The organism is Natrinema sp. 1APR25-10V2, assembly GCF_031626495.1.
Classification (GTDB): Archaea; Halobacteriota; Halobacteria; order Halobacteriales; family Natrialbaceae; genus Natrinema.
The window spans coordinates 213,356-232,903 of sequence record NZ_JAMQOJ010000004.1; the positions used below are offsets into that span (position 1 = coordinate 213,356).

The 19,548-nt window shown below is 66.4% G+C and carries 20 protein-coding genes; 10 read left to right on the forward strand and 10 right to left on the reverse strand.

What is annotated here, in order from left to right; all coding sequences use genetic code 11:
- Positions 1 to 39: 39 nt before the first annotated feature.
- Both NDO75_RS14065 and NDO75_RS14070 read right to left on the reverse strand, forming a co-directional pair.
- Complete coding sequence (locus NDO75_RS14065; RefSeq protein ID WP_310907100.1) at positions 40 to 2,355, reverse strand: cbb3-type cytochrome c oxidase subunit I; 2,316 nt, start codon at positions 2,353 to 2,355, stop codon at positions 40 to 42.
- Between the two features lie 197 nt (positions 2,356 to 2,552).
- A complete protein-coding gene (locus NDO75_RS14070; RefSeq protein WP_310907101.1) occupies positions 2,553 to 2,918 on the reverse strand; it encodes a group 1 truncated hemoglobin in 366 nt (121 codons plus the stop codon).
- 206 nt (positions 2,919 to 3,124) lie between these two features.
- Here NDO75_RS14070 and hemC point away from each other — a divergent pair, with 206 nt between their 5' ends.
- From hemC to NDO75_RS14085, 3 genes are read left to right on the forward strand one after another with little or no spacing between them, the layout of a single operon-like run.
- The gene (gene hemC, locus NDO75_RS14075) at positions 3,125 to 4,267 is read left to right on the forward strand and encodes a hydroxymethylbilane synthase (protein ID WP_310907102.1); all 1,143 of its coding nucleotides are present in this window, start codon (positions 3,125 to 3,127) and stop codon (positions 4,265 to 4,267) included.
- A gap of 14 nt (positions 4,268 to 4,281) precedes the next feature.
- Positions 4,282 to 5,079, forward strand: coding sequence for a uroporphyrinogen-III C-methyltransferase (gene cobA, locus NDO75_RS14080; protein ID WP_310907104.1), 798 nt, complete (start codon positions 4,282 to 4,284; stop codon positions 5,077 to 5,079).
- On the forward strand, positions 5,079 to 5,816 hold the full coding sequence (locus tag NDO75_RS14085; RefSeq protein WP_310907106.1) for a uroporphyrinogen-III synthase: 738 nt from the start codon (positions 5,079 to 5,081) through the stop codon (positions 5,814 to 5,816). The genes cobA and NDO75_RS14085 overlap by 1 nt, the downstream gene beginning before the upstream one ends.
- A 15-nt stretch (positions 5,817 to 5,831) precedes the next feature.
- On the opposite strand, the gene NDO75_RS14090 is transcribed toward NDO75_RS14085, so the two are convergent.
- From NDO75_RS14090 to NDO75_RS14100, 3 genes are read right to left on the reverse strand one after another with little or no spacing between them, the layout of a single operon-like run.
- Positions 5,832 to 6,842 carry a YndJ family transporter gene (locus NDO75_RS14090; RefSeq protein WP_310907107.1) on the reverse strand — a complete coding sequence of 337 codons (1,011 nt, stop codon included), beginning with the start codon at positions 6,840 to 6,842 and terminating at the stop codon, positions 5,832 to 5,834.
- Positions 6,839 to 7,516 (reverse strand): DUF4166 domain-containing protein, encoded by a 678-nt coding sequence (locus tag NDO75_RS14095; RefSeq protein WP_310907109.1) that lies wholly within the window; start codon positions 7,514 to 7,516, stop codon positions 6,839 to 6,841. Before NDO75_RS14095 ends, NDO75_RS14090 begins: the two co-directional genes overlap by 4 nt.
- Before the next feature lie 56 nt (positions 7,517 to 7,572).
- A complete protein-coding gene (locus NDO75_RS14100; RefSeq protein ID WP_310907111.1) occupies positions 7,573 to 8,451 on the reverse strand; it encodes a complex I NDUFA9 subunit family protein in 879 nt (292 codons plus the stop codon).
- A gap of 189 nt (positions 8,452 to 8,640) precedes the next feature.
- Between NDO75_RS14100 and NDO75_RS14105 the strand changes: the two genes are divergently transcribed.
- A complete protein-coding gene (locus NDO75_RS14105) occupies positions 8,641 to 9,726 on the forward strand; it encodes a CapA family protein (protein WP_310907113.1) in 1,086 nt (361 codons plus the stop codon).
- A 49-nt stretch (positions 9,727 to 9,775) separates the two neighbouring features.
- A complete protein-coding gene (locus NDO75_RS14110) occupies positions 9,776 to 11,251 on the forward strand; it encodes a DHH family phosphoesterase (protein WP_310907114.1) in 1,476 nt (491 codons plus the stop codon).
- Between the two features lie 92 nt (positions 11,252 to 11,343).
- Here NDO75_RS14110 and NDO75_RS14115 read toward each other — a convergent pair whose 3' ends face one another.
- Complete coding sequence (locus NDO75_RS14115; RefSeq protein WP_310907115.1) at positions 11,344 to 12,099, reverse strand: PHP domain-containing protein; 756 nt, start codon at positions 12,097 to 12,099, stop codon at positions 11,344 to 11,346.
- Positions 12,100 to 13,291: 1,192 nt separating this feature from the next.
- Here NDO75_RS14115 and NDO75_RS14120 point away from each other — a divergent pair.
- Positions 13,292 to 14,218 carry a hypothetical protein gene (locus tag NDO75_RS14120; protein ID WP_310907116.1) on the forward strand — a complete coding sequence of 309 codons (927 nt, stop codon included), beginning with the start codon at positions 13,292 to 13,294 and terminating at the stop codon, positions 14,216 to 14,218.
- Positions 14,215 to 15,033, forward strand: a complete 819-nt coding sequence (locus tag NDO75_RS14125; protein WP_310907117.1) for a hypothetical protein — start codon at positions 14,215 to 14,217, stop codon at positions 15,031 to 15,033. Before NDO75_RS14120 ends, NDO75_RS14125 begins: the two co-directional genes overlap by 4 nt.
- A gap of 24 nt (positions 15,034 to 15,057) precedes the next feature.
- Here the strand turns inward: NDO75_RS14125 and NDO75_RS14130 are convergent, their stop codons facing one another.
- A complete protein-coding gene (locus NDO75_RS14130; protein WP_310907118.1) occupies positions 15,058 to 15,447 on the reverse strand; it encodes a hypothetical protein in 390 nt (129 codons plus the stop codon).
- Between the two features lie 194 nt (positions 15,448 to 15,641).
- Between NDO75_RS14130 and NDO75_RS14135 the strand changes: the two genes are divergently transcribed.
- Together NDO75_RS14135 and NDO75_RS14140 are read left to right on the forward strand one after the other, a co-directional pair.
- Positions 15,642 to 15,959, forward strand: coding sequence for a DUF5783 family protein (locus NDO75_RS14135; RefSeq protein WP_310907120.1), 318 nt, complete (start codon positions 15,642 to 15,644; stop codon positions 15,957 to 15,959).
- A gap of 82 nt (positions 15,960 to 16,041) precedes the next feature.
- Positions 16,042 to 16,404: a NifU family protein gene (locus NDO75_RS14140; RefSeq protein WP_310907122.1), complete on the forward strand. Its 363-nt coding sequence runs from the start codon at positions 16,042 to 16,044 to the stop codon at positions 16,402 to 16,404.
- A 110-nt stretch (positions 16,405 to 16,514) separates the two neighbouring features.
- On the opposite strand, the gene NDO75_RS14145 is transcribed toward NDO75_RS14140, so the two are convergent.
- The 3 genes from NDO75_RS14145 to NDO75_RS14155 all read right to left on the reverse strand — a co-directional run bounded on the left by NDO75_RS14145 (position 16,515) and on the right by NDO75_RS14155 (position 18,216).
- The gene (locus tag NDO75_RS14145; protein ID WP_310907123.1) at positions 16,515 to 17,420 is read right to left on the reverse strand and encodes a ketopantoate reductase family protein; all 906 of its coding nucleotides are present in this window, start codon (positions 17,418 to 17,420) and stop codon (positions 16,515 to 16,517) included.
- 68 nt (positions 17,421 to 17,488) lie between these two features.
- Positions 17,489 to 17,782 carry a hypothetical protein gene (locus tag NDO75_RS14150; protein ID WP_310907125.1) on the reverse strand — a complete coding sequence of 98 codons (294 nt, stop codon included), beginning with the start codon at positions 17,780 to 17,782 and terminating at the stop codon, positions 17,489 to 17,491.
- Positions 17,783 to 17,877: 95 nt separating this feature from the next.
- Complete coding sequence (locus NDO75_RS14155) at positions 17,878 to 18,216, reverse strand: hypothetical protein (RefSeq protein ID WP_310907126.1); 339 nt, start codon at positions 18,214 to 18,216, stop codon at positions 17,878 to 17,880.
- Positions 18,217 to 18,615: 399 nt separating this feature from the next.
- On the opposite strand from NDO75_RS14155, the gene NDO75_RS14160 reads away from it, so the two are divergent.
- Positions 18,616 to 19,527 (forward strand): alpha/beta hydrolase, encoded by a 912-nt coding sequence (locus tag NDO75_RS14160; protein WP_310907127.1) that lies wholly within the window; start codon positions 18,616 to 18,618, stop codon positions 19,525 to 19,527.
- The last annotated feature ends 21 nt before the right edge of the window (positions 19,528 to 19,548 follow it).

The following is a 19,548-nucleotide window of genomic DNA, read 5'->3' on the forward strand; positions in this document are numbered from 1 at the left end:
ACGTCCGTATTCGAGCTCGAAAGAAAATCGATCCGCGTCTCAGTCGTCGTCGCTGACCGGCTCGACGGAGCCGCGGTCGGGGACGAGCCGATCGGCGATGACGTGATCGCGCGTTTCCTCGGCGGTCGCCTTCCGCTGGAAGAGCAGCTTCGCGGCCACGTCCCAGGCGAAGATGACCGCGCCGAGGATCAGCAGCGTGTCGCCGGGCATGCGCAGCCAGAACAGCGTCTGGACGAGTCCGCCCTCGTAGAACTCGAGGGCCCGGGAGGCCGCATAGCCCTGCGTGAACCCGACCTCGAGCTGGAGGAAGCCGATCGGGAGCAAGGAGAGGAAGATCATCAGCGCGAGCCCGACGTTACAGCACCAGAACGACCAGCGCAGACGCCGGTCGCTCCAGCGCGCTTCGCTGGTGGTCAGCCGGAGGATGTAGACGGCCATCCCCATCGCGAGCAGGCCGAACGCGCCGAACATCGCACCGTGGGCGTGGGCCACGGTGAGGTAGGTCCCGGTCTCGTAGTAGCTGATGATCGGGAGGTTGATGAAGAAGCCGATCACGCCGGCTCCGAAGAAGTTCCAGACCGAGGAGGCGACGATGAAGTAGAACGCCATCCGGTAGGGGAAGTCTTTCCCGGCGGAGTCCATCGCGCGATACTGGCCGAGCGCCTCGTAGAGGATGAACAGCAGCGGAATGAACTCGAGCGTCGAGAAGACGCTGCCGATGGGGAGCCAGACCTCGGGGAGGCCGGCCCACCAGTAGTGGTGGGAGACGCCGATGATGCCGCTGCCCATGACGAGGGCGGACTGGAAGATGACGGCCTTCTCGGCGGCCTTCTTCGAGAGGAGGTTCATCGAGACCAGCGTCAAGGCGATGACGACGAGGATGAAGAACTCGAAGACGCCCTCGACCCACATGTGGACGACCCACCAGCGCCAGAACTCCGTCACCACGATGTTCGTCTTCGGCGTGTAGAGGAAGCCGGCCATGAACAGCAGGCCGATCGAGCCGCCCGCGTAGACGATCATGTGGGCCAGCCCGTAGCGGGGTTCGCGATCCAGCAGCGGCTTGAACCCGCGGGCGACCAGGGCGGTCCAGCCGACGAAGCCGACCAGCAGGCCGACCTGCCAGACGCGACCGATTTCGAGGTACTCGAGGCCCTCGTTGCCGAGCAGCCACCAGAGCTGATCGCCGAAGAAGTTGTTCGTCCCGAGCCAGATGCCGGCCAGACCGCCGACGACGATGACCAGTAGCGCGCCGAGCAGTCCCTTGACGTACAGCGCCTGTTTTGGCGGTTCGCGGCCGGTCAGCAGCGGCGCGAGAAACAGGCCCGCGCCGAGCCACATCGTGGCGATCCAGAGGATGCCCAGATCGACGTGCCAGGCCCGCGTGATCGACCAGGGGAGCCACTGGAGGATGTCGAAGCCGATCGCCTCGCTGAGGCCGAAGAAGCCGTCGCGCTCGACGTAGTAGTGGGCGAGGAGCCCGCCGAGGAACGTCTGCGCGACGAACAACAGCGCGCCGATGAAAACGAATCTAGTGCTCAGGAGTTGGCTCGGCGTCAGATCGATCTCCTTCGGGTGGGGGATCGAGACGTTGCGGGATTCGGGTTCGGGGATCTCGACCGACTGGTAGAGCCAGATGGCGATCCCCGCGCCGCCGACGAGCAGCACCAATGCGATGACGCTCCAGGTCATGATAGCGCCGCCGGCGTCGTTGCCCGCCGCTGGTGAGTACGGCCAGTCGTTGGTAAAGGAGACGGACGAGCCGGGGCGATCAGTGTGGGAGATCCAGGCGGTCCAGAGCGCGAAGTCGGCGAACTGTTCGGCCTCCTCGGCGCTCGGCACCTGTCCCTCGGGGATCCCGCGCTCGCGGTCGCCCTCGTGGTAGCGCTCGACGTAGTCCTCGCGGACCTGCTCGTGGGCGTACACCTCGGCCGCGGAGTACTGCACCTGCGAGCCGTACTCGCTCGACTGCAGTTCCTGTCGGACTCGCTCGTCGATGCCCGCCTGCGTCGTGGCGTTAAGTACCGTGTAGTTCTCGCCGTGGCGCTCCTGTGCGTAGTACTCGCGCATGTACTCCGTCTTCAACTCGAGCGCGTTAGCGGTGTAATCGGTGTCGTAGTAACTGCCACGGCCCAGAACCGAGCCCTGGTTCATCAAGCCGTTCTCCTGAAAGACTGCCTTGCCGTCCCGGACGTCCTCGCCCGTCGCGATCGTCTCGCCGTCCGGCCCGACGATAGTGTCGGGGATGTCGGGCGAGTTAGCGTAGGAGAGCCACGCGCCGCCGCCCATGACGACGAGGTTCACGACGAAGATCGTCGCGAGGAACGTCGCCAGTTGCTTTCGTTTCACTTGCATGACGGCTACGACTAAGCCCGAGACGACCGTCAAACGACCCCCCTTTTCCTATCGACTGGAAGAAGGGGCGAACGTGTTCGCGGCTGGCGTTAGGGTCGACACGCTCGTAGCTCCCCTTCGACTCGAGCGGGGCGGACCGGTGACTGCGCGTTCGCGCTGCTCGCTGGGAGAGCTCTCGCCCGGGTCGCGGACCCGTCTCAGTCGGCCGCAGTGACGATATCGGACCTGTAGCTCGCGATCGCCTCGAGGACGGCCTCGCGGTCGTCGTCGGCGACGTCGAACTCGGCGAGTGCGTCGTCGAGATGGGTTGCGATCGCCTGGAAGTCCGACGGCGTGATGCCCATGCTCGCGTGGGCGGCCGCCATCTCCTCCCCAGAGTACTCGACGGGACCGCCGGCGACCGAACTGATGAACTGGGTCTGATGGGCGCGCTGTTTCTCCATATCGACGTCGTCGAAGTAGCCAGCGACCTGTTCGTCCGCCATAACGCGGTCGTAGAATTCGTCGACGACGGCCGCGATCGCGTCTTCGCCGCCGAGTCGCTCGTACAGTGAATCCGTCATCGAGCCATATGTCCTCGCTTCAGATAAATAAATACTAGCCCGTGTCCATCACGCAAAAAATACGAGTGTGATTGTCACACGTATTATCGGGCGAGAAATATCGGCAATCGACTCGAGAGGCTGCCGCTCTCACGTCAGCGAGGAACAGGGTCGACACACGCCGGGCAAGCGTGCGCTTTTCATACCCCAGGCTCCGACTGACGCCTATGAGAACGCGCGGGACGTTGCGACTGGCGACGAGGGGATCCGCACTCGCCCGGCGGCAGGCCTCACTGGTGAAGGAGTCTCTGGAGGACCGCCGGTACGAGGTCGAACTCGTCACCGTCGAGACGACGGGTGACCAGATCAGAGACGAGTTGATCCACCGCCTCGGGAAGACGGGGGCGTTCGTCCGCGAGCTGGACGAGCGCGTCCTCGAGGGGGACCTCGACGGTGCGATCCACTCGATGAAGGACATGCCGACCGAACAGCCCGCGGAACTCGTGACCGCCGCGGTCCCCGAACGGGGCCGCCCGGGCGACGCCCTCGTCACGCCCGACGGAAAGACGCTCGAGGAACTGCCCGCCGGCGCGACCGTCGGCACCTCGAGTCTGCGACGGCGCGCCCAACTACTGTCCGAACGCGACGACCTCACCGTCGAGCCGCTGCGGGGGAACGTCGATACGCGCCTCGAGAAACTGCTCGCGCCCGCGCTGCAGGAAGAACACCAGCAGCGATCGGAAGCGGACAAGGAGCGCAAAGGGAATACAGGTAACGAAGACTTCGAGCCCGAGTACGACCGAGACGTGGACGAGTGGTTCGACGACCTCTCGGAGCTGAAAAAGCAGGCGCTGGGCCGTGAGGTCGAGACGGAGTACGACGCGATCGTCCTCGCGCAGGCGGGCCTCGAGCGCAGCGGGCTCACCCACCACGTCGACTATCGGGAGCTTCCCACCGGGACGTTCGTCCCCGCGCCCGGGCAGGGAGCGCTGGCCGTGACCGCGCCCGACGGGGAGACGGCCCGCGACATTCAGACGGCGATCGACCACCCGCGGAGCCGCGTCGAGACGACCGTCGAACGGACGATTCTCGCCGAACTGGGCGGCGGCTGTATCGCCCCGGTCGGCATCTACGCGGTCGTGCAGGGCGAGTACGTCCACGCGACCGTCAGCGTCTTCGATCGTGACGGCGACGAGTCGGTGACTGCCAGTCGCGACCTGCCGGTCGAGGCTCACGCCGAGGCCGCTCGCGAGTTTGCGCGGGACCTCGCGGACCGCGGCGCGGACGAGTTGATCGAAGAAGCGCGTAAAGACGCGGACGACGAGAGCGACGACGGTATCTCCGAGGAAGATAAACCCGAGGGGAAGTAGCTAGCGAGTAACGAATGTCAGGACCCGATATCGATGCCGAACCCGGCACCGTCTATCTCGTCGGCAGCGGCCCCGGCGACCCCGAGCTGTTGACCGTGAAAGCGAAGCGCCTGCTCGAGGCCGCGGACGTCGTCCTCCACGACAAGCTCCCCGGCCCGGAGATCATCGACCGGCTACCGGAGGACCGCCGCGAGGACGTCGGCAAGCGCGCCGGCGGCGAGCGCACGCCCCAGTCGGAGATCAACGAGCGGCTGGTCGAACTCGCCCGCGAGGGCAAGTCCGTCGTCCGGCTCAAGGGCGGCGACTCGTTCGTCTTCGGCCGCGGCGGCGAGGAGGCCGAGTATCTGGCGGCCCACGAAGTCCCCTTCGAGGTCGTCCCCGCGGTCACCTCGGCGATCGCCGCGCCCGCGGTGGCCGGCATCCCCGTCACGCACCGCGATCACGCCTCCTCGGTCTCGTTCGTCACGGGCCACGAGGACCCGACCAAGGCGGAGTCGGCAGTCGACTGGGAGGCCCTGGCCGCGACCGGCGGCACCATCGTCGTCCTGATGGGCGTCGGCCGCCTGCCCGACTACACGGCAGCGCTTCTCGAGGCCGGCATGGCCCCCGAGACGCCGGTCGCGCTCGTCGAACGGGGCACCTGGCCCGGCCAGCGGGTCGCGACCGGCACCCTCGAGACGATCGTCGACGCCCGCGACGAGGCCGGCATCGAGCCGCCGGCCGTGACGGTGATCGGCGACGTCGCGGGGACGCGAGAGTCAGTGGTCGACTTCCTACAGAACGACTACGGCGCGGCTGAGGGTGAGAAGTGATGAGCGACGCGCCCACCGTCGCCGTCTTTCGTCCCGACGACGACCGCCTCGAGCGGGCCGCGACGCTGCTCGAGGATTTGGGTGCCGAACCGATCCCCGACCCGATGCTCGCTGTCGAGCCGACCGGCGCGACGCCCCGAACCGACGCCGACTACGTCCTCTTTACGAGCAAAACGGGAGCCGAACTGGTCTCCGAGGCTGGCTGGAAACCGAGCGACGAAACTGTCTGCGCGATCGGCCCCGCGACGGCCGACGCGCTCCGCGCGGAGGGATACGCGGTCGACCTCGTCCCCGAGGAGTTTACCTCGAGCGGGCTCGTCGCGGCGCTTTCGGACGCCGTCGGCGGTGCGCGGGTCGAGGTCGCCCGTAGCGACCACGGCAGCCAAGTGTTGCTCGATGGGCTCGACGACGCGGGCGCATACGTCCACGAGACGATTCTCTACCGGCTGGTCCGACCCACGGAAAGCGGCAAGTCGGCCGCGATGGCCGCCGAGGGGGATCTCGACGCCGCCTGCTTTACCTCGTCGCTGACCGTCGAGCACTTCCTCGCGGCCGCCGCCGAGGCGGGCGTTCGGGAGGCGGCGCTCGAGGGACTCGACGACGCCGTCGTCGGCGTCATCGGTGAGCCGACGGCCGAGACCGCCGCCGAACACGGGCTCGCGGTCGACGTGGTGCCCGAGGAAGCGACCTTCGAGGCGCTCGCGCGGGAGACGGTTACGACGATCACCGACGAGTAGGTCGGCGGCTGACGGCTAGTTCTCGAGCAGCCGAGCCGCGAGCAGGACCGGCAGCGCGAACCCAAACGCGTTGACGCTCCCGTGCCAGCGGATCATCTCCGGGATCGATACCAGCGAAGCAGTGCCGGGAAACGCCGAGGAGGCGAACGCGAGCGCCAGCGCCATCGTCCAGCACAGCGATAGCGCGGCGACGGAAAACAGCGCCCCCGGGAGCCGCGGGACCGCCGGGACGACCGCGCGGAACACGAGCAGCGCGAACCCGACCACGGCTGCCGAGAACGCAGCGGCAGCCACCGCCTCGAGCACCGGCGAGAAGGTGATGCCCACCGCGATCAAAAGGACGCCAGCGGCGATGACGGCCGTCACGGCGGCCGCCGCTCGTCCTGCAAGGGTCGGCGGGTACTCACCCTCGTCGGTCGCCACGATACGGCCGGTGAAGCCGACGATCAGCGGCAGCGCGAACCCGGCATAGTGGAAGTGGACGCCCGTCAGGAGGACGATGATCGGCGCGAAGCGTAGACTGATTTCGGCCGCGTGCAAGCAGAGGAAGACGGCGGCCACCGGAACGTAGAGAAGGGAGGCGTCGATCGCGAGCTCCGGCAGCGGGCCGGGACCGCGAACCAGCAATCGCCGGAGTCCGACCAGCGCGATCGACCCGGTGACGGCGAGCCACGGGACGGTGAGCGCTACCGCGGCCAGGGTTCCCCTCGGCGCGGCGAGTCCGGCGACGACGGCCACCGCGGCGGGGAACTGGCTGCCGACGGCGACCGTATAGAAGGACACGGAGCCGTCGCCGGCCCGCGACTCGAGCAGGCCAAGGCCCAGCGGCACGACGACGAGCGTCGCGAGAGCGACGTACAGTTCGACGGCTGACAGTGGGAACGGCCCGCCGATCGTCCCGACCGACAGCACCAGCCACCCGCCACCGCCGACCAGCGCGCTCAGGTCGGTTACGCGTCGGCCCGCGACGGTCGGTGACTGACTCGAGTGCCCCGTTCGAGCGGGGGTCGCTTCGAGATCGGTCACGCGTTCTCACCCGGCAGGTCGACGCCACCGTGAGTAGCGGAGGTCGTCGCGTCGCGATCGACGGCCCGGAAGTCGCTCTCGAACGTGCCCGTGTAGCCGAAGACCGTCCCGATCAGCGAGTTGGTGATTTCGGCCGCCACGCGGAATCGGGCGCTCTCGGCGTCGTACCAGTCGCGGAGGCGACCGTCGATCGACAGGCGGTCGGGGAGAGCGACGTAGGTATCGCCGGCCCGGAGCCATTGCGTTCCGATCGAGAGGGCCAGCGCACCGTCGTCGGCGCGTACGCGGAGGTCCGCGGCGACCAGGCCGCGGCGGCCGAACAGGTCGGTGATACAGCCTCGAGCGGGGTTCCACCGCAGCGTGTCCACGAACTCACGCGGCGGATCGGTCTCGAACGTTCGGTGGAGGAACAGCGCCTCGTTCCCGGCGTCGTCGACGAACGCCTCCGTAGTGATCCTGAAGGGAACGTCCGTCCCGCCCTCGGGAAAGAGGAAGTCGTCGATCGTGCCGAGCCACAGTACCGGCAGCGCGAGCGTACTCCGCTCGAGGTCGTCCATCCGGCCGACGCCGACCGCCTCGCGGTCCTCACCGCTCTCGAGGCCGTAGCGCTCCCGTACGCGGGGATGGAGAGTATCCCAGTCATCGCCGACTGCGCGCTCGAAGAGTCCGGTCACGGTCGTCCCTCCGCGACTGCGGTGGATCGATCGCCCGTACCTGAAGTCGAGACCATCTATCGCTCACCTCTCGACTGGTCGATATACGCCGACAGCGTTCGGAGCGAGTCCGGATCGACGCCGAACGCCGCGAGAGCGTCGTCGGTCGTCGTGTTGTCCGACTGCAGCGCGCGATACTGATCGCGGCCGAACGGGATCCAGGGGAGCGGATCGACGGCTCGCGCCGCGATTCCGGCGAGCGCCATCGGGATCGGGACGACGACGCCACCGCCGCGGATCGTCGTGACCGTCTCCGCGAGCGTGAGTCGCTCCGGACCGCCGATCTCGTAACACCGGTCCGCGTGACGATCGTCCTCGAGTCCGTCGGCGATTAGCGGGGTGAGATCCTCGACCCAGATGGGCTGCAGTCGCATCCGGCCGCCGCCCGGTAGCGGCGTCACGAGCGGCGGCACCATCCGCTCGACGAACGGCACGAACGCACAGCCGTCGCCGAAAACGACCGATGGGCGGTAGATAACGTACTTGAGGCTCGAGTCGCGGACGACGCGTTCGGCTCGCCGCTTGGCCCGGAAGTACGCCGTCTCCACGCCGTCGTCGACGCCCAGCCCGCTCAGCTGGACGAATCGCTCGACGCCAGTCTTCTCGCTCGCAGCGACGAGATGGCGCGTGCCGTCGTAGTGGACCGCCTCGTGGCTCCGGCCGCGAGGCTGGACGTGGGAGGGAAGCGCCACGAGGTTGACGACGGCGTCGTGGCCGGCAATCGCGGCTGTGAGATCCGGCTCGGTCACGTCCAGCGCCGTCGTCTCGACACCGTCGGGAAGCCTAGCCGCGTCGGGTGACCGCGAGGCGGCCGTCACCGCGTGCCCGCGGTCGACCAAGACGTGACAGAGAGATCGACCGACGAATCCAGCGCCGCCGGCGACCAAGACGCGCATACCGGCCACTTTTGTCACAGATCCTTAATTTTACCGCTAGTGTGCCGATAGCTATCGATTCGAGAGCGACCCCCGACGGACTATTTGCGCCTAGAAGTCGAAGAGGCGACCAATGCGCAAACTCGAGCCCGCTCGATCGATCGTGAACCGAGACGCTCGCGAGGAGAGACGGGCACAGCCATCGGAACGATGAGCGGAAGGCGACGGTTTCTGGTAGCGGCGGGAACGACGATGCTCGGTAGCCCCGCGGTCACGGCCGATCGAGTTGCGATCGGCGAACACGACCGCCACGGAACGACGATCGGCTTCATCGGGGATACGATGCTCGGGCGCGGCGTGGACGAGCGATACGGCCGGAGCGGCGCGGACCCGGCGGCCGTCTGGGGCGATCTCCGCTCTCGACTGCGATCGCTGGACGGCGTCTGCTGTAACCTCGAGTGTTGTCTCTCGACGCGGGGCGACCGATATCCCGATCGAACCTACTACTTCCGGGCCGACCCCGAGTGGGCCGTCCCCGCGCTCGAGGCCGGGAACGTCCGGTTCGCGTCGCTGGCGAACAACCACATGCTGGATTTCGGACCGACGGCGCTGATGGATACCCTCGACGTGCTCGACGACGGGGGCATCACGCATGCCGGCGCGGGCGAACGCCCGGACGATGCCCGAGCCCCGTCGATCGTGTCGATCGGCGACCTCGACGTGGCAGTGGTCTCATTTTCGGATCAGAGCGCCGAGTACGCTGCAACCGAGGACCGCGCGGGAACCGCATACGTCGAGTGCGATTCGACGAATCCGGAGACGCGGCAGATCGTCACCACGGCCCTCGAGCGAGCCTCGGCGCGAGATCCCGATCTGCTCGTTGCGTCGCTCCACTGGGGGCCGAACTGGGTCGAGGTTCCGGACGAAACCTATCGCGAGTTCGGACGCTGGCTCATCGAGGAGGGAGTCGCGATCGTCCACGGCCACAGTGCGCACGTCGTCCAGGGGATCGAACCGTACGAGGGAGGCGTCATCCTACACGATACGGGTGATTTCGTTGACGATTATACCGTGAAAGAGGAACTGTGGAACGATCGAAGCTTTCTCTTCGAGGTCGAGATCGACGATGGCGACCCCACGGCCGTTCGGCTCGTTCCCGTCGTGATCGACGACGAAGCGGTCCGCCGTGCGGATCCGTGGGAAGCGGCCTGGCTCCGGAAGACGATCGCGGAGCGCTCGGCACCGTTCGACCCGAGCTTCGAATACGACGATCAAGAGGTGATCGTCCCCCTTTGACGAGGGCGGGTCCGCACCTTTATCCCGAAAGGCGCCCCACCTATTTTCGATGGCAGGGCCGGTTCCCGAACTCGAGGATCGCGCGACCGCGTGCGCGGAACGATTGTGCGAGGCCGATCGCGTGCTGCTCGCCTCGCATATCGACGCCGACGGACTCACCAGCGCCGCGATCGCCGCGCAGGCGCTCGAGCGGGCGGAAATCCCGTTCGAGGCGATCTTCGAGAAGCAGCTCGACGAGGACGCGATCGCGGACATCTCGGCGACCGACTACGAGACGGTTCTCTTTACCGACTTCGGGAGCGGCCAGCTCGATCTCATCGGCGACCACGAGGACGCGGGCGATTTCACCCCCGTCATCGCGGATCACCACCAGCCCGCCGACCGGGAAACGGAGTACCACCTCAACCCGCTGCTGTTCGGGATCAACGGCGCGTCGGAGCTGTCGGGAGCGGGCGCGAGCTACGTGCTCGCGCGGGCGCTCGCGGAGGTCGCCAGCACTCGAGGTGCTGCTACCGACGGCGGGACCGTCGCCGAACCCGCGGGGACGACGGTCCGCGCCGACAACCGCGATCTGGCCGCCCTCGCAGTCGTCGGCGCGGTCGGCGACATGCAGGCCTCCGGCGGTGAACTCCACGGCGCGAACGCGAAAATCGTCGACGAAGGCGTCGAGGCCGGCGTCCTCGAGACGGGGAAGGATCTCGCGCTCTACGGGAAACAGACCCGGCCGTTGCCGAAACTGCTCGAGTACGCCACCGACGTCCACATCCCCGGGATCTCGAACGACGAGAACGGCGCGCTGCGATTCCTCGACGGGCTGGATCTCGAGTTGAAACGCGACGGCGAGTGGCGGCGCTGGGCCGGCCTGACGAACGACGAAAAGCAGACCGTCGCCAGTGCACTCGTCCGGAAAGCGGTCTCGAGCGGCGTCCCGGCGTCGAAGATCGAGGGACTGGTCAGCACGGCCTACGTCCTGAGCGAGGAGCCCGTCGGCACCGAACTCCGGGACGCCAGCGAGTTCTCGACGCTGCTCAACGCGACCGCCCGCTACGAGCGCGCCGACGTCGGACTGGGCGTCTGCCTCGGCGACCGGGAGGGGGCGCTCGAGCGCGCCCGACAGCTCCTGCGCGAACACCGGCGGAACCTCTCTAACGGGATCGATCTCGTCACCCGCGAGGGGGCGACCCAGGAGGAACACGTCCAGTGGTTCCACGCGAGCGACGAGATCCGCGAGACCATCGTCGGCATCGTCGCGGGAATGGCGATGGGGAACCAGGGGATCAGCCGCTCGAAGCCGATCGTCGCCTTCGCGGAGAAGAACGAAGAGGAGGTGAAAGTCTCGGCCAGAGGCACCCACTCGCTCGTTCGCAAGGGACTGGATCTGTCGGCCGTGATGGGCGAGGCCTCCCGCGCTGTTGGCGGCGACGGCGGCGGCCACGACGTGGCGGCGGGCGCGACTGTACCCAAAGGTGAGGAAGCGGCGTTCATCGAACGCGCCGACGAAATCGTCGGCGAACAGCTCTCCTGACACGACACACGCACGATCGAACCGACGGAACCCCTACAGCTCAGTAAACCAGGGGTGTATCCACTCCGAGAGAAACGGTCTGTGGGTCGCAGCTAGGTCGATCTGTCCATCGACGCCGGCACCGTCGGTACCAGCGGCGCGCGCGAGGTGAACATGTACGTCGTCTTGCGCACTGCCCCCTTCCCGTACTGGACGGCGCTCTTGCGGATCGGCGTCCGCTTGCCGTGGATCTGGGTCCGCCCCTCGAGAATCGCCTCGACGAGGTCGTCGCCGTCGATGTCGGCTTTCGTGGGATTCGCGGCGTCGGGCATGACGAGAACCTCGGTGTAGGCCTTCCCGACGTTCGGGAGGTAGTGGGCGTCGCTGGCTCCGATCTGGGGGTAATCGCGTCGCTTCGCGAAGGTCCGGGCGCGGCGGTTCCGATAGCCGGTGAACAGCATCGAGTTGTAGGTCTCGATCGCGTCGGCGTCGTCGATCTGGCGCTTGCGGACGCCGTGGCGGCTGCGCTGGAACGGATGGGGTACGATCGCCACGCCGCCCAACTCGCGGACAGTCTCGACGGTCTCCATGAACGGCTGACCGGGATCGGGGCGTCGCTCGACCCCGATCGCCAGCAGGTGGCCGTGCTTCGTCGAGACCTCGACGCCGGGGATGCCGATCAGGCCGTACTCGGGGGCGAGATCGGCGGCCCGGCGGGACTCGTCGATCTCGTCGTGGTCGGTGATGACCACCCCGTCGAGCCCGATATCGGCGGCGTGCTCGAGGATGAGTTCGATCGGTTCGTGCCCGTCGTAGGACTCGTCGGAGTGGACGTGAAAGTCGATCGCGAACGGAATCTGCGTGGTCATGGGAGGTACCGAATGTCGGGTACAGCGGGAGGCGCTACCATCAATAACTCGTTGGCGCGCATAAACGCTGTGCTGCCGATCGGCTCCCGGCACGAGGGCAATTCAATATATCGTTATGAGATTTATCGGGTGAGGATCGACTGATGACGGGTTCCGGTTACAGCGCGAACTGCAGAAACGCGGCAATCGACAGCCAGGGGCAGCAAGCGAGTGCGAACGACAGGAGCCACTGAAAGCCACTGCACACCTAGATTGCAGACGCACGCGCGGTTCGGAGCGAGCAGCGAGCGCGCCGCGGACTGTGCGATCGGTGTGTGAATCGATCCAGTTGCCAGAAAACGGGGGTCGAGACACCGAAGAATACTGCAACTGCGAAAGTCGCGGCAGCGATCGACCTCGGACTCGAGTCGAGCGAACCAGCGGTCGATCGCGGTGTCGCCGGATGAGACACCACCGCGCTCCCGACCAGTCGTACCCCAGTTCGAGTGTATCAATCTGTACACCGATCCGACGCCGATTCACGCCCGTTCGGCCGCGAACGGCGACGGTCGCCGCTGTATCGGTCGCAACCACTATACGAAATTCCCCATTTGAAGCCCCGGGCCGATGATAGAGCGGCAGCAGGACTCGAGATCGGAAGCGAACTCGTTTCGAAGGCGGCGCAAAATCGTGTGCCTGCTCGAAGAACGATACGTTCGACAGAGAGAGTGACGGTAACAGTGTGTTACCGTTATCTCCGCCGCGGTTACTGGCCACTGGCCGTCGAGGACGACCGTGATAGCGGAGTCGTGTGGCTTCACGCATGTATCGGTCGTCGTGTCTTCTGGACCGTTCGGTCACTGGGGAAACCCGCTCTGCTTCGGCTGCACCACGAAGAGTACACGGAGAGAGACCGTAGAAAGCGCCTCAGCAACCACTGCAGGCTCCGAATCGAGGACACTGTCGCTACCTTGGTGAAGCGCGTATCGATATATCGAATCGAGGTAGCCGAACGAACCGTCTGCGGTTCAGCGACGACACCGCTACGAGCGAATCACCGATATATCGCGACGGGTCCGCCGTTAGCGGAACCCAGTGTCGCTCGAGTCGGAGGGCCATCGGCTCGAGGATCGGATGATTAGGTCAGCCTAAAATTCGGTGGACTTATAGTGATTTAGGTGTGCCTAAACAAACGAACGACGCGAGGGACCCCATGGTCGGAACGACACTCCGAGAGATCCGCAGCGAGATCGAGCGCCTGGCCAGCGACGACGGCGCGTTCTACGTCGTCGGTGCGCGCTCGGGCGAACGACCCGTCCCGGTCACTGGACACCGATTTGCGACCCGAGCGGCTGCAGCCGAAGCCGCTCGAGCCACGGAGCAGTATCGCGCCGCACTCAGACGCTACGATCCGAAGGTACCGTTTTACGATCCGATCGTCTGCGAGGAGCGGCCGACGAGCGCAGACGGTGATGCAGTTGAAGCCGACTCCGGCGGTCCGGATCGATCGAACGCGACCGGCGAACCGTGCGTCCGGGTCGACCGCGAGGAACGAGCCCGAAGCGAAAGCCCGCTGATCGAGTTCTGCCACGACGTCTCGGGGGCCGTCTTCGAGGCGCTCTCGGCCCGCAATCACGAGGCCGCAGAGCGGGCGATCATGGACGCGTATCTGGCCGCGGCCGAAGCGCCGACCGATCGGAACACGCTCTGTCTGGTCATGCTCGAGACGATGGCGTCGGAACTCGAGCGACAGCTCGACGCGGCCGAGCAGAGGCGGGTTCTAACGGCGGCTGCAGCGGCTCTCCCGCCGGTCGATCCCGCGGCGGATCCCGTAAAAGCGAGCCTCGCACACGTAGACTCGCTCTCGCTGGTGAGCGAGTACGGCGTGAACCGCGAGTCGGACGACGGGCCAGGAGAGACGTGGACGGTTTCCCTGCGAGGATACGCCATCGAGTGCGGCGAGGGACGGTTCCCGACGCTGCCGATCGGGATAGACCTCCTGCGGCGGACGGCAGCACCGATCGAGGCGTTCGGCGTCACCGACGTGACCGCCCTCGGCGACGGTGACTGGCGGTTCGTCCTGACGAACGCGGAGGCGGAGCGCGGCGGTCTCGTCTGCACGCGAGGTGAGACCGCGTGAGCGATACCACGGCCGTCCACCGGGCGGTGACGTGCATCGATGACGAACGCGAGGCGATCGCCGATCGGAGAGCGGCGCTCGAGGCGTTCGAGAAGCGCGTTCGGGACGTCCCCGCAGAAACGCCCACCCTCGCGGGAAGCCAGTATCGACAGGGGACGACAGCTCCGCTCGCGACGACGATGACGACGGGAGTCAGCGCGTCGGGATCGAGCGCGTCGACGCTGGGCGAGCGCTGCGTCACCGTCCGTGAGGCGTTCGCCGAAACGGTCCGTCCCCACAGCACCGCGGACATCGCGGCCGACGAGCCCCTCGCCGAGACGATCGCGGCGGAGCTGACGGAAGATATCGCCGTCGCGCTCGCGACCGAAACCGGCTGGACGCCGGCGCTGAAACGCGCCGTTCTCGAGGAAACCGAGACCAGACAACGGGAGACGACGGCGTATCTGGAGACGCTACGCGAGGAGCGACAGGCGCTCGAAGCGGCGATCGACGAGATCGACGAGATCGTCGCGTGGCTACAGACGACGGCCGACGAATCGCTCTTACAGTGTGACTTCGACGCGTTGCGGGCGAAACACGACCGCCTCGAGCGCGACCGCGATCGACTCGAGACGCTCGCTCGCGAGCGACAAGCACGGCTTACCGATTCGACGAACCGATACGGAACCGGCGGAACACGGTACCGATCGCTGCTAGCATCGTTTTACTCCGATCTCTCCGTTCGATATCCGCTGCTGTCGACTGCGACGCGGCTGTACGAAATCTGTGGGGACTGTCAGCGGACGGTTCGAGCGCACCTCACGCGCCGCGTTTGAACGGCGGCTTCGGTCGGAAGCGGCCTATCCGGTGGAGCGGAGCCCGTCGGGGACGAAATCACAGAGCGACACGCTGTCGAGAACCTCCCCGACCTCGACCGGGCTGTCGGCCGCCGAGACGGTGTTGTGGATCCGCCGCATGCACTCGAGAAGCCCGTCGGCGGCGGCTCGACGCGTCGAGACGCGACCGATCGGCTCCGTAATCGCTCGATCCGCCATGAAATACCGGTATCGAAGTTCCCAGCACCGGCAGAGGCCGAGTCCCGGGTGTGATCGATCGGCAGGCGTGCTGTCCGCGATCAGTTCGATCGGCGGCCGGCTGTGGCAGTAAACGAACCGATCGCCACAGCGCTCGGCGAGGCCCCATCGCGGCGGCAGCGCTTCTCGCGGAATGGGGTCTTGGTCAACGGCCATATAGGGCGTTCTCGCCGAGAGCCGGGGTGTTCGTTCCGCCTGCAAGTGCGGGCACCTGTATAGGGAACCCCTACAGACTCAGCGAACTGGTAGGTTCGGAGTCGCTGGGCTGGCCGGTCGAGGGGTCGGGCCCGAGACGTTGGCGAGCGCGACCGATCGTCCGACTTTTGTCCTCGCTACCGCGTATCTCAGGTATGGCCGACTTCGATCCCGAGAAGTTCGAGGACAAGTACGCCAACTACTTCCCCGAGCTCCAGCAGGCGTACAAGAACGCGTTCAACCGCATGAACGACCGCTACGACTCCCAGCTCGTCCACGCGATCGACCAGCAGGTGCTAAACGAGAGCGAACCCTTCTACGAAGGCGACGGCGAGTTCCGCATCGAACTCCCCGACGACCCCTACGGGCGGATTTCCGGAGTCGTGGTCGACGAGGCGAAGTTCGAGGAGGTCCTCGAGACCCACGTCGAGGAGATCGAGACCGAACTGCGGCGCGTCTTCGGCTTCGCCTGAAGACGGGCGCAGCCAGCGGCGACGCCGGCAGCCGAACATGGAGGACGGAAGGTTTAGGGGGGCTGATACCCAAGGCATTTCTATGAGTACTGAGACCCAGAACGACGGGGACGACCTCGAGGAGCGCGTGACGAACTTCCTGCGACGCAACTTCCCGCAGATCCAGATGCACGGCGGGAGCGCTGCGATCCAGGACCTCGACCGCGAGACCGGGGAGGTCACCATCGCGCTCGGCGGCGCCTGCAGCGGCTGTGGCATCTCGCCGATGACGATTCAGGCGATCAAGAGCCGGATGGTCAAAGAGATTCCCGAAATCGAGCAGGTCAACGCCCACACCGGCATGGACGGCGGCGACGAGATGGGAGGCGGTATGAGCCCCTCGTTCCCCGGCGAGACCGTCGACGACGACGGCGAAGCCGACGAAGGGCCGGAAGCACCGTTCTAACGCGTCGGTCGTCCCGTTCGATTTCGGATTATCGTTTTCGTATTTCGTTCAGCCAGCCACGGGTCCGCCGGTCGCCGGTTTTGACGGGCGAGTAACCCGCGTTCGAGCCGCTACCGTAAGCTCCGACCGTACTCCCAGGTCCTGATCAGCGTCGTCAGCGTTCGATTCGTCGGAACCTCGAGCCCGGCTTCGGCCGCGCGGTCGACGACGTAGCCGTTGATCGCGTCGATTTCGGTGCGACGGCCGGCAAGCACGTCCTGGCGCATCGAGGACGTGTTCGCCGCTGTTGCATCGGCGACGGTCTCGAGCGAGACCAGCGCCTCGCGGTTCGAAAGCGACACGTCACAGGCCCGGGCGACGCGAGCGGTTTCGCGGGTCGCCGCCCGCGCCAGATCGCTCGCCGGTTCCGTGAGGATCGCTCCGTTGTCAGTGTCGGTCAACGCCGTCACGGGGTTGATGCCCGCGTTGACCGCGAGCTTCTCCCACAGGCGGCGGGGCATGTCCTCGGCGACGGTCGTCTCGAGGCCGGCGTCGGCGAATACCGCACCGACCCGGTCCGCGACCGGCGAGGGACCGCCGTCGCGAGCGCCGACCACGATCTCGCCGCGGCCCGTACACTCGACGACGCCCGGCTCCTGCAGGATCGCACCGTACGTGGCGGTTCCCGCGAGGACCGGCGTTTCGAGCCGCGAAGCGAGCGTCGATTCGTTTCCCATACCGTTCTGCAGCGAGAGCACGGCGTCGAACGAACCCGTCGCGAGCGCGGCCGCGGCCGCGGCGGTGTCGAACGACTTGACCGTCACGACGGCGAGATCCGCCTCGAGGTCCGTGCCGTCGGTCGTCGCGGCCGGTGTAACGTGCGTCCGGCCGTCGATAGCGCCCTCGAGGCGGAGACCTGACTCGCGGACGGCGCGAGCGTGATCCTCGCGCGCGACGAGGGTCACGTCGTGGTCGCGCGCGAGCACGCCGCCGACGAGGCTGCCGAGGCTCCCCGCGCCGAAGACGACGGTATTCATGGCTCGAGGTGGTGCAAGCGGGGTAAAAACGGTTGCCGTCGATCGCCACGCGTGCGAGCGCGACGTGTTCAGTCTTCGGTCCAGTAGTACAGGTCTTCGCGGTCGGTACCGCAGTTCGGGCACTCGTCGGGGAGTTCGCTGTCGAGCCGCCCCATTTCGCCACACTCCCAGCAGCGCCACATGAGTTCGGCCTCGCCGAACTCGTGGCCAGACCGGACGTGCTCGACGCTCAGCCCCTCGAATCCGTCCTGCAGGGTGACGTAGAGTCCGTTTTCGTCGATCCCTCGAATTCGGCCGATTTTCGTGCCGTCTTCGGTGTAGACCGTCGTTCCGAACGCCAATCGCGGTTGTTCCTCGGCCATGTGATTCACCGGTGAACGCTACGCCCCGTTCAAAAATAAACCTATGAGTGCTATACAGAATGTGGTCGGTGCGGGCACGAGTCGGCCGACGTGGGTCAGTCCTCGGTCCAGTACATCAGGTTCTCCTTCTCGGTCCCACAGTTCGGGCACTCGTCGGGGAGTCCGTCGTCGATATCACCCATCTCGCCGCACTCCATGCAACGCCACATGAGTTCGGCCTCGCCGAACTCGTGACCCGCCCGAGCGTGGTCGACGCTCATGGCTTCGGCACCGTCGCGGGTGGTAACGAAGAACCCGCTCTGTTCGAAGCCCCGAATGCGGCCGAGCGCGTTCCCGTCGTCGTCGTAAACGGTCTGTCCGAAGCTGAGCTTCTCGACCTCCTCGACGGCTTCCTCGTCGCCCTCCTTTGCCGGTGTCTCGCCAGTATTGACCATGACCTGAATCAGACCGGCGACGTGAATAAAGCCCAAGCGCGCATTGTTCGACCGGTCGCTCGAGGGTGCGCATACGACGATTACGGACAGGAGTGTCGAGGCAATCTCATGATAGATATCCACACGGTAATAGAAAACAATATACACCCCCCGACGAGAGAGACGTATCATGATACTTCGTCTCACACCACTGTCGGTCGGCGGTATCTTTTCACTCGGGCCGCGTTCTCGCGAGTTGCGGGGGCCAGGAACGACGTCGACCGGTGTGGCGGGACCGGATACCAGGGGACCGGTAGGAACGGGGGATCCACAGCAGCCGTCGTGTCGGATAAAAGCCCTCAGTAGCAACGTGATCGCACATACGGATGCAGGGCGTTGTACTGACGACGTGATCCGATCATGAGCGGGACCGGCGTCGCGACGATCGGCGACTGTCGGATCGCCTACCGACGAGCGGGGACGAGCGGTCCACCAGTCGTCCTCTGCCACGGAGCCGGGATCGACGATGCGACCGTTTCGTGGCGACACACGATCGACGCTCTCGCGGACGACTACCGCGTCTACGCCATCGACTGGCCGGAGTACGGGAACAGCACGGGCGATGTCACGCACACCGTCGAAACGTACGTCGAGGTCCTCGAGGGGTTCCTCGAGACGCTGCCCTTCGAGCGCGTCTCGCTGGCCGGCATCTCCATGGGCGGCGGCGTCGCGCTCGGCTACACGCTGGCCAATCAGGACCGCGTCGATCGGCTCGCACTCGTCGACAGCTACGGTCTCGGCGGGCGACTGCCGAGCGCCCTCCAGTGGAAGGTGCTCTCGCAGGTCCCGGGCATGACCGAGTTCGGAAAGATCGCCGCCAGCACAACCACGGCGAGCGTCCGAATGGTCCTCGACAGCCTCGTCGCCGACGCCGACGGGCTCCCGGAGCAGTTCGTCGCGGACGCCAGACGAAAGCTGATGGAGCCCGGCTCGATACAGGCGTTCACCGAGTTCCAGGAGAACGAACTCTCCTTTAGCGGCCGCGTCAAGACGAACTTCGTCGACGACCTCGAGTCGCTGTCCGTGCCGACGCTGCTCGTCCACGGCAAGCAGGACCCGTTGGTCCCCGTCGAATGGTCGGTTCGCGCGGCGAAACGGATCCCGAACGCCAAACTCGACCTCGTCGACGACTGCGGCCACTGGACGCCTCGAGAGCGCCCGGAGCGATTCAACGAACGCCTCGAGGAGTGGCTACCGGATCCGCAGTGTGCGCCCCAACCACAGTACACGAAGGCGGAGATGCCGGGCGTCACGCGCGTCAGCAGCGACTGATTCTGTCGTTCGTCCGTTCCA